Source organism: Micromonospora sp. CPCC 205546 (assembly GCF_036902715.1).
Lineage (GTDB): Bacteria > Actinomycetota > Actinomycetes > Mycobacteriales > Micromonosporaceae > Micromonospora.
Genome location: NZ_JBAKHL010000082.1, coordinates 18,120 through 27,549 on the forward strand (window position 1 = coordinate 18,120; position 9,430 = coordinate 27,549).

General features: G+C 75.2%; 9 protein-coding genes. 5 read left to right on the forward strand and 4 right to left on the reverse strand.

From position 1 onward, the window contains the following. Positions 1-49 precede the first annotated feature (49 nt). A complete protein-coding gene (locus tag V6U77_RS26280; protein WP_334609400.1) occupies positions 50-1,072 on the forward strand; it encodes a LacI family DNA-binding transcriptional regulator in 1,023 nt (340 codons plus the stop codon). A gap of 184 nt (positions 1,073-1,256) precedes the next feature. Here V6U77_RS26280 and V6U77_RS26285 read toward each other — a convergent pair whose 3' ends face one another. Next, positions 1,257-2,075, reverse strand: coding sequence for a peptidylprolyl isomerase (locus V6U77_RS26285; protein ID WP_442934514.1), 819 nt, complete (start codon positions 2,073-2,075; stop codon positions 1,257-1,259). A gap of 103 nt (positions 2,076-2,178) precedes the next feature. Then, positions 2,179-3,525 (reverse strand): D-alanyl-D-alanine carboxypeptidase family protein, encoded by a 1,347-nt coding sequence (locus V6U77_RS26290; protein WP_334609401.1) that lies wholly within the window; start codon positions 3,523-3,525, stop codon positions 2,179-2,181. Between the two features lie 260 nt (positions 3,526-3,785). Here V6U77_RS26290 and V6U77_RS26295 point away from each other — a divergent pair, with 260 nt between their 5' ends. From V6U77_RS26295 to V6U77_RS26305, 3 genes are all read left to right on the forward strand, one after another. Further along, positions 3,786-4,118 carry a cupin domain-containing protein gene (locus tag V6U77_RS26295; RefSeq protein WP_334609402.1) on the forward strand — a complete coding sequence of 111 codons (333 nt, stop codon included), beginning with the start codon at positions 3,786-3,788 and terminating at the stop codon, positions 4,116-4,118. A 131-nt stretch (positions 4,119-4,249) separates the two neighbouring features. Then, positions 4,250-4,912: a YwiC-like family protein gene (locus tag V6U77_RS26300; RefSeq protein ID WP_442934515.1), complete on the forward strand. Its 663-nt coding sequence runs from the start codon at positions 4,250-4,252 to the stop codon at positions 4,910-4,912. Between the two features lie 145 nt (positions 4,913-5,057). Continuing rightward, positions 5,058-5,648, forward strand: coding sequence for a flavodoxin family protein (locus V6U77_RS26305; RefSeq protein ID WP_334609404.1), 591 nt, complete (start codon positions 5,058-5,060; stop codon positions 5,646-5,648). A 28-nt stretch (positions 5,649-5,676) separates the two neighbouring features. Here the strand turns inward: V6U77_RS26305 and V6U77_RS26310 are convergent, their stop codons facing one another. Then, positions 5,677-6,414, reverse strand: coding sequence for a MerR family transcriptional regulator (locus tag V6U77_RS26310; RefSeq protein ID WP_334609405.1), 738 nt, complete (start codon positions 6,412-6,414; stop codon positions 5,677-5,679). 180 nt (positions 6,415-6,594) lie between these two features. On the opposite strand from V6U77_RS26310, the gene V6U77_RS26315 reads away from it, so the two are divergent. Continuing rightward, entirely contained in the window at positions 6,595-8,868 is a 2,274-nt protein-coding gene (locus V6U77_RS26315; RefSeq protein WP_334609406.1) for an excinuclease ABC subunit UvrA, read from the forward strand. A 78-nt stretch (positions 8,869-8,946) separates the two neighbouring features. Here V6U77_RS26315 and V6U77_RS26320 read toward each other — a convergent pair whose 3' ends face one another. Further along, on the reverse strand, positions 8,947-9,351 hold the full coding sequence (locus tag V6U77_RS26320) for a protein-tyrosine phosphatase family protein (RefSeq protein WP_442934517.1): 405 nt from the start codon (positions 9,349-9,351) through the stop codon (positions 8,947-8,949). Between the last annotated feature and the right edge of the window lie 79 nt (positions 9,352-9,430).

The window sequence follows — 9,430 nt, forward strand, 5'->3', positions numbered from 1 at the left end:
CCGGTGGTGACGGGTACGGTCGGCCTTCCGACCGGTGAAGGAGACGCGGGTGGACGGCGACGACGGGCGCAGGATCACCATCACCGCCATCGCGCGGGAGGCCGGGGTCTCGGTGCCGACCGTGTCGCGGGTGCTCAACGGGCGCTCGGACGTCGCCCCCGACACCCGCGAGCGCGTCGAGGAGCTGCTGCGCCACCACGGCTACCAGCGCCGCGGCAGCCGCACGGTCAGCCGCGCCGGCCTTCTCGACCTGGTCTTCAACGACCTGGACAGCCCCTGGGCGGTGGAGATCATCCGCGGGGTCGAGGACGTCGGGCACGGCGCGGGCGTCGGCACGGTGGTCTCCGCGATCCACCGCCAGTCGACCGCCGCCCGGCAGTGGCTGCAGAACCTGCGGGCCCGCGCCACCGACGGCGTCATCTTCGTGACCTCGCACCTGAGCCCGCCGCTGCACGCGCAGCTGCGCCGGCTCAACGTGCCCGTGGTCGTCGTCGACCCGGCCGGCGTGCCCGCCACGGACGTGCCCACCGTCGGGGCCACCAACTGGGCGGGCGGGCTCGCCGCCACCGAGCACCTGTTGTCGCTCGGGCACCGGCGGATCGGCTTCGTCGCCGGGCCCACGCACCTGCTGTGCAGCCGGGCCCGCCTCGACGGGCACCGCGCCGGGCTGGAGGCCGCCGGGGTCCCGGTGGACGACCGGCTGGTGCGTCCCGGGGACTTCTACCACGCCTCCGGCTTCGCCGCCGGGACGGCGCTGCTCGATCTCGACGAGCCGCCGACGGCCATCTTCGCCGCCAGCGACCAGATGGCCTTCGGCGTCTACGAGGCCCTGCGGCGGCGGGGGCTGCGGATCCCCGACGACGTCAGCGTCGTGGGCTTCGACGACCTGCCCGAGGCCCGCTGGGCCTCACCGCCGCTGACCACCGTCCGTCAGCCGCTGGTGGAGATGGGTCGGCTGGCCGCCCGTACCGTGCTGCGGCTGGCCCAGGGCGAGGGCGTCGACTCCCCCCGGGTGGAACTCGCCACCAACCTGGTCGTCCGGGACAGCACGGCACCGCCGCGCCGGCCGTGAGGGCTATCGCACACCGGCAGTGCTCCCGGTAGCGTTCCGGAAGTTCCGGCCGGCCGCCGCCCCGCACCGGCCGGGTCGGCCCCGGAGGTTCCGGCGCGGCTCGCCGGCGTCCCGCCGCCCGGGGCCGCACCGGAGGGTCCGGAACGACGCCCCCCGCGGGGGGGGCCACCGGCGGTTCGCCGGCTCAGCGGTGATGGTGGTGGTGCCGCACCGCGCGCCGGATGTCGACCGGCAGGGCGGGCGCGCCGTCGACCGGGGCGGGGTCCTCGACGGTGGGGGCGATGCCGCCGGCGGCGATCCGGTCGAGGGTGGCCAGGCCGGCGGCGTCGATCGTGCCGAAGACCGTGTAGTTGGGGCGCAGCGCCGAGTCCGACTGGACCAGGAAGAACTGGCTGCCGTTGGTGTCGGGGCCCGCGTTGGCCATGGCGAGGGTGCCGCGCGCGTAGAGCCGGCGCACCCCGGTCGGGTCTGTCGGCGCCGGCGGCAGGTCGGTGGGCAGCTCGTCGGCGTAGCGGTAGCCGGGACCGCCGGAGCCGGTGCCGGACGGGTCGCCGCACTGGAGCACCCGCAACGTCGGGTACGCGGTGAGTCGGTGGCACGAGGTCCGGTCGTAGAAGCGGTGGCGCACCAGGTGCAGGAAGCTCTGCACGGTGCAGGGGGCCGCCTCCCGGTCGAGGGTCAGCCCGATCGGTCCCTGGTTGGTCCGCAGCGTGACCCGCACGGTGCCCCGGTCGGGGGTGCGCCGCGGATCGGGCGGCAGCGGAACCGGCCGGGCCGCCGGGTCCTCGGGCGTCTGGGTGTAGGCGCACGGGCCGGGCGTCACCCGGGCGGCGGAGGCGTCGGCCGGTGAACCGCCGGGCGCGGCGGCCGCGGCGGTGCCGCCGCCGGTGACCAGTGCCCCCGCGACCAGGGCCACCCCGGCGAGGCGGGACAGCGTACGGGCCGGTCGACGGCGTGCCGCCAGCGACGGCGGGACGGGGTGCGGTCGGGGTTCGCTCGACACGGGAATCCTCCCTGGACTCGTGGCGCCAGAAAGACCGGAGTCTATGTATCCCGTCGTCGCTTGTCGATCCGCCCCGCTCACCGGGGCGTGGAAGGAGCCTTCCTCACCGGCGGCGCCCGGCTCGTCGGCGCCAGAGCAGCACCGCGCCCAGCAGCGCGACCGCCGACGCCACGGACGCGGCCACGGGCCAGCGCGCGACCAGGCCGTCCTCGAGCGGGCCGCTGGCCGCGGCCGGGCGCGGGTCACCGGTGGCGGCGAGCACGGGCGGCGGGGCGGCCGCCGAGGCGGTCAGCTCCCCCGGCTCGACCAGCCGGCCGACGGCGGAGCCCCGGGGCAGTGAGAAACCCCAGTCGAGCAGGGCGGCCCCCTGCTCCCAGCCCCGCGCGGGCTGCGGCTCGGCGCCGAGCAGCGTGGCCACCAGCCGCCGCCCGTCGCGCTGGGCCGCCCCGACGTAGGTGTGCCGGGCCAGGTCGGTGAAGCCGGTCTTGCCGCCGAGCGCGCCCGGATAGCGGTGGACGAGCTGGTTCTCGTTCTGGATCTCGAAGCCCTTGGTCCGCTGCGCCGGCTGGGCGGGGATGCGGTGCGTCTCGGTCAGCGCGTACCGCCGGAACGTCGGGTCGGCGAAGCAGGCCCGGGCGATCAGCGCCAGGTCGTACGCGCTGGTGAACTGGCCCCGCCCGTCGAGGCCGGACGGGGTCACGGCGTGGGTCTGCAGGGCGCCGAGGCGGTGCGCCTCCTCGTTCATCGCCCGCACGCCGCCGGCCATCCCGTCCGCTCCGCCGCCGAGGCGGGCCAGCACGTTGGCCGCCTCGTTGCCGGACTGCAGCAGCAGCCCGAGCCAGACCGTCTCGATCCGGTACCGTCCGCCGGCGACCAGCCCGACGGCCGAGGAACCCGGTTCGATGTCCATGTCCTCGTCGGTGACGGTGACGACCTGCTGCGGGTCGAGCCGGGGCAGCATGGTGGCGGCCAGCAGCAGTTTCTGCACGCTGGCCGGGGTGCCGTACTCGTGCGGGCCGCAACCGCCCAACACCTCACCGGTGTCCAGGTCGGCGACCAGCCACGAGGTCGCGGTGACCGCGGGCGGACGCGCGACGCCCGCCGGGACGACCAGCCCGGCCGTGTCCAGCGCCGCGCCGCCGACGGCCCGCTCCTGCGGCACGGCCGGCGGCGGCGACGGACGGGGCGGCCGGGACACCCGGGGCGCGGGCGCCCTCGGGCAGGGTGCGGGCGGCACGGCCCCGGATCCGGGCGCGACCGCGCCGGGCACGGACCCGGACGGCACGGAGGCGGGCGGCACGGAGGCGGAGACCGGCGGCACGGAGGCGGACGGCACGGAGGCGGACGGCACGGCGATGGCGCGACCGGCGGGACCGGCCGCAGCGGGGACGGGCGCGCCGGCGCCGAGGAGGACGGCGGTCGCCGTGGCCGCCAGCAGCCGAACGTTCATGCCCCGCACCCTAGTCGGCCCGGTTCGGGGTACGGGCCGGGTTCCGCAGGCTCCCGGGGCGCAGGAACCGGAGACGGACGCGTCATCCCGCCGGCGGCCGCGCGGGTCACCGCCACTTCGGGACCATCGGCCCTGCCGCCGCGCATGAGCGCGACGGAAGCTGGGAACTGAAAGAGGTACCCGATCTTCCGGTTTCGAGACGGACACCGCCGCACCGGCGCCCCGCCTCCCCGTCCGGAGGACACGACGAAGGGACGACCATGGAAGCCCTCTCGCTGACCCGCCTCGCCGACGAGCAGCTCGCCGCCGCGCAGGAGGCCGCCAGCGGACGCAGCGCCCGTTCCCTGCACCCGGGCCGGGACCATCGGCTCCGGCAGACCCTGCTCGCCCTGCGGGGCGGCCGGTCCCTCGACGAGCACGACAGCCCGGGCGAGGCGACGTTGCAGGTGCTCGCGGGGCGGGTGCGCCTGGTGGCCGGGGACGACTCGTGGGAGGGCGAGGCCGGCGACCTCGTGGTCATTCCGCCGGTGCGGCACGCGCTGCACGCCGTCACGGACGCCGCCGTCCTGCTCACCGTGACACCCCGGTCGTGACCACCGTCCCGGCCCACCGTCGTCGCCCGGTCGTCGGCCCGGCCGGGCGGCCCACGGCGGACGCTCCCGGTCGCGCGCCGGGCCGGGGCCGGTCGCCGGGGTGGATGCCGCCGCAGCACGGAGCGTGGGCGATGCTCCTGCTGCCCGTCCTGGCGGCGTCGACCGTCACCGGCGCGCACCCGCTGCACCTGCCCCTGCTCGGGGCCGTGCTCGCCGGGTTCCCGCTGTCGTACTTCGGGTTGCAGGCGGTCAAGACCGGCAGGTTCCGCCGGGTGCGACCGCAGCTCGTCGGGTACGGCCTCGCCACGGTCGCGCTCGCCGCGCCGGTGCTGGTGGCCCGGCCCGCGACGCTCGCCTACGCCCCGTTCTTCGCGCTCCTCGCCGCCGTCAACGCCGGCTACGCGCGCCGGCGTCGGGACCGGGCATTCGTCAACGATCTCGCCTTCGTGCTGCAGTGCGGTCTGCTCGGTCTCGTCGTCGCCACGGTCGCCGGAATGCCGTGGACCAGCGTGGCCGGGGTGACGGCCGTGGCGCTGGGCTACCTGGTCGGCACCGTCCTGCACGTCAAGACGATGATCCGTGAGCGCGACAGCGTCCGCTACCGGTGGGCGTGGATCTACCACGCCGTCGCCGCGGTCGCCGCGGCGCTCTGGGCGCCGGTGCCCGTCGCCGTGGTCTTCGCCGTGCTGCTCGCCCGGGCGGTGCTGCTCGCCGGGCGCCGGGTCACGCCGAAGCGGGTGGGGCTGGTCGAGACGGCGTGCGCCCTGCTGGTGCTGGCAGCCGTGACGCTCTGACCGGTCGGCACGAAATCGGCCGCTACCGGCGCGCCGCCGGCAGCGGTCGGCACGAAATCGGCAGCGGTCGGCACGCCGCCGGCAGGGGCGTCCACTCGGATACCGTCATGGGCACTCTCCTCGGTCGGACATGGACGGTGCCGTCATGCGTTTCCTCTTCCTCCTCGGCAGCTCACGTTCCGGCGGCAACACCGAACTCCTGGCCCGGCGCGCCGCGGCCGCGCTGCCGGCCGGCGTCGAGCAGCGCTGGCTCCACCTGGCCGACCACCCCCTGGCGCCCTTCCGGGACATCCGGCACGACGAGCAGCGCTACGTGCCGCCGACCGGCAACGAGGCGCTGCTGCTGACCGAGACGCTCGCCGCGACCGACCTGGTGATCGCCTCGCCGCTCTACTGGTACAGCGTCAGCGCCGCCACCAAGCTCTACCTCGACCACTGGTCGGGCTGGCTGCGGGTGCCCGGCGTCGACTTCCGGCAGCGCATGCGCGGCCGCCGGATGTGGGCGGTCAGCGCCCTCAACGACGAGGACCCGGCCACGGCGGACCCGCTGGTGACCACCCTGCGGCGCAGCGCCGAATACCTCGGCATGCGATGGGGCGGCGCGCTGCTCGGCCAGGCAAACCGGCCCGGCGACGTGCTTCGCGACGCCGCCGCGCTGCGCGCCGCCGACACCTTCTTCGCCCCGCCCGGGGGTGACCCGCAGGACGGGTGGGTCGCCCAGCCCGCCTCCCGCTGACCGGAGCGGTGCTGGTGCTGCGACTGAGTCACCCCGGCGGGGCCGCGTCGCGCTCCCGCAGGTAGTCGTGGAGCGCCGCCGAGGCGCGCAGCCGTCGCAGGCTGCGCCGGTGCAGTTCCTGCTCCCGCCTGGCCAGCTCCGCGTGGACCCGCTGGGCGCTGCCCGTGGTGCGCATCTCGCCGAGCACGGCCGCGACGATGTCGAACGGGTACGCCCCCCGGCGCAGCAGCGCGACGACCTGCGCGGCGCGCACCTCGGCCGCGTCGTACACCCGGTAGCCGGTGCCGCGCTCGCGGACCGGCCGGAGCAGGCCGCGCTGCTCCCACAGCCGTAGCTGCGAGGTGCGGACGCCGACCAGGTCGGCGACCTCGCCGATGCGGGCCCCGCGCCGGGGCGCCGGCAGGACGGCGGCCGGGCTGGTCACCACGGTCTCGAACGCACCGAGCACCCGCCGGATGTCGGCCCGCTCGCGATCCAGCTCGGCGTGGCCGGCGTCGAGCGCCGCCAGCGCCGCCGCCAGGTCGCCCCGGTGCACCGCGATCATGATCTCCCGGGTACGCGCCCAGCCGTGCCCCTCGGCCATCCGCCGGACCACCGCCAGCGCCCGCACGTGCTCGGCCGTGAAGACGCGGTAACCGGCGGGGGTGCGCTCGACCGGCGGCAGCACGCCGAGGTCGACGTAGTTGCGGACCTGCTGGACGGAGATGCCGGCGGTCGCCGCGACCTGAGCCCCCCGCCACCGCCCGGCCGGTCGTCGCAAATCCACCACCGGGCCACCCTACCCGCCTCCACGGTGTTTGAGACTCTTCCGCGCCGCTGAGGCAGTCGTCGCAGCCCAGCGACGTGAAACCCTACACGGGCGGTTCAATGAGACGATTGAAGGCGGCCTGGCCTCCGCACAGGTAGCTCGGGCAGAGCTCCGCCCACGATCTCGCGAAGGGTTCGCATGCAGCAGCCAGCACGGTCCGCCGCCGACAGCCACGACATGATCGAGGTACGCGGCGCCCGGGAGAACAACCTCGCCTCCGTCTCGGTCGACATCCCCAAGCGCCGGCTGACCGTCTTCACCGGGGTCTCCGGCTCCGGCAAGTCCTCCCTCGTCTTCGGGACCATCGCCGCGGAGTCCCAGCGCCTGATCAACGAGACCTACAGCGCCTTCCTCCAGTCGTTCATGTCGAACCTGAGCCGCCCCGACGTCGACTCGCTGCGCCACCTGAGCGCGGCGATCGTCGTCGACCAGGAGCGGATGGGCGCGAACTCGCGCTCCACCGTCGGCACCGCCACCGACGCGTACGCGATGCTGCGGATCGTCTTCAGCCGGCTCGGCACCCCGCACGTGGGCGGGGCGGGCGCGTTCAGCTTCAACCTGGCCGAGGGCATGTGCCCGACCTGCGAGGGCCTCGGGCGGGTCTCCGACCTCGACGTCGACGAACTGGTCGACCGCGAGCGCTCGCTCAACGGCGGCGCGATCAAGGTGCCCAACTTCGCCGTCGACTCGTGGTACTGGCAGACCATCGTCGGCTCCGGGCTGTTCGACCCGGACACGAAGCTGCAGGACTACACGCCGCAGCAGTGGCAGGACTTCCTCCACAAACCGTCCACGAAGATCAAGGTGGGCAGCAACAACTGGACGTACGAGGGCCTGGCGGTCAAGGTGCGCCGGCTCTACCTGGCCAAGGACCGCGAGTCGATGCAGGCGCACATCCGCGCGTTCGTCGACCGGGCGGTCACCTTCACCACCTGCGCCGACTGCGGCGGCGCCCGGCTCAACCCGGCGGCGCTCTCCTCCCGGATCGCCGGGCGCAACATCGCCGAGTGCGCGGCGATGCAGATCAGCGACCTGGCCGGGTTCGTCCGCGCGATCGACGACCCGTCGGTCGCCCCGCTGGTCGGCAACCTACGTGACCTGCTCGACTCGCTGGTCGAGATCGGTCTGGGCTACCTCAGCCTGGACCGCGAGTCCGCTACGCTCTCCGGCGGCGAGGCGCAGCGGGTGAAGATGGTCCGGCACCTCGGCTCCAGCCTCTCCGACGTCACGTACGTCTTCGACGAACCGACCGTCGGCCTGCACCCGCACGACATCGCCCGCATGAACGACCTGCTGCTGCGCCTGCGCGACAAGGGCAACACGGTGCTGGTCGTGGAGCACAAGCCCGAGACGATCGCCATCGCCGACCACGTGGTCGACCTCGGGCCCGGCGCCGGCGCGGCCGGCGGCCGGATCTGCTTCACCGGCGACGTCGCGGGCCTGCGCCGCTCCGACACCCTCACCGGCCGGCACCTCGACCACCGGGTACGCCTGCGCGAACAGGTGCGCCGGCCGTCCGGCCAGCTGCCGATCCGCGGCGCCGACCTGCACAACCTGCGTGGCGTCGACGTCGACATCCCGCTCGGGGTGCTGACCGTGGTGACCGGGGTGGCCGGCTCCGGCAAGAGCTCGCTGATCCACGGCTCGCTGCACCGCCGCGACGGCGTGGTGGTCGTCGACCAGTCGCCGATCCGGGGTTCCCGGCGCAGCAACCCGGCCACCTACACGGGTCTGCTGGACCCGATCCGCACCGCCTTCGCCAAGGCCAACGGCGTCAAGGCCGCGCTGTTCAGCGCCAACTCCGAGGGCGCCTGCCCGACCTGCAAGGGCCTCGGCCTCGTCTACACCGACCTGGCGATGATGGCCGGTGTCGCCTCGATCTGCGAGCGGTGCGAGGGCCGGCGCTTCACCGACGAGGTGCTCACCTACCGGCTGCGGGGCAGGAACATCAGCGAGGTGCTCGCGATGCCCGCCACGCAGGCCCGGGACTTCTTCCCCGGCGGCCCCGCCCGGGCGATCCTGGACCGGCTGGTCGACGTCGGGCTCGGCTACCTGACCCTGGGTCAGCCGCTCAACACGCTCTCCGGCGGTGAGCGGCAGCGTCTCAAGCTGGCCATCCGGATGGCCGACAGCGGGAGCACCTACGTGCTGGACGAGCCGACCACCGGGCTGCACCTGGCCGACGTGGACCAGTTGCTCGCCCTGCTGGACCGGCTGGTCGACGCCGGCAACACCGTCGTGGTCATCGAGCACCACCAGGCGGTGATGGCGCACGCCGACTGGCTGATCGACCTCGGGCCGGGGGCGGGGCACGACGGTGGCCGGATCGTCTTCACCGGCACGCCGGCCGAGCTGGTCGCCCACGGCGACACGCTGACCGCACGGCACCTGCGCGAGTACGTGGCCCGCTGAGCCGCCGAGCCGGACGGGCAGCGAAGCGGCGAGCAGAGCGCTCCAGGCGGGGTCGGGCGGCGGCGAGGTGACGGGGCGTCAGGTGAGGCGGTGCAGCCAGCGACGCTGCCAGGGCGTCTCCACGGCGCGCGGCCGGTAGGCGGCGCGCACCCAGTCCACCGCCCGCTCAGGCGGCAGCCCGTCGAGGATCGCCAGCGCGGCCAGTGCCGTGCCCGTGCGTCCGGTGCCGCCCCGGCAGGCCACCTCCACCCGCTCGCCGGCGTGAGCGCGGCGCAGTGCCTCGCTCAGCGCGTCGATCGCGTCCGCCCGGTCGACCGGGACCCAGAAGTCGGGCCACCGGATCCGCCGGTGCGGCCAGGCGGGCACCGGCCCGGGCGCCAGCAGCAGGGCGAAGTCGGCGGGCGACGCCGCGTCCGCGATCCGCCGCCCCCGCACCCGCGCCCCGCTCGGCAGTACGACGACACCCAATTGCTCGCCCCACACCCGCTCGTCACCCACCCACCCACCCACCCATCCATCCTCCCCACCCACCCATCCTTCCCGCTCCCCCACTCGCCCGCCG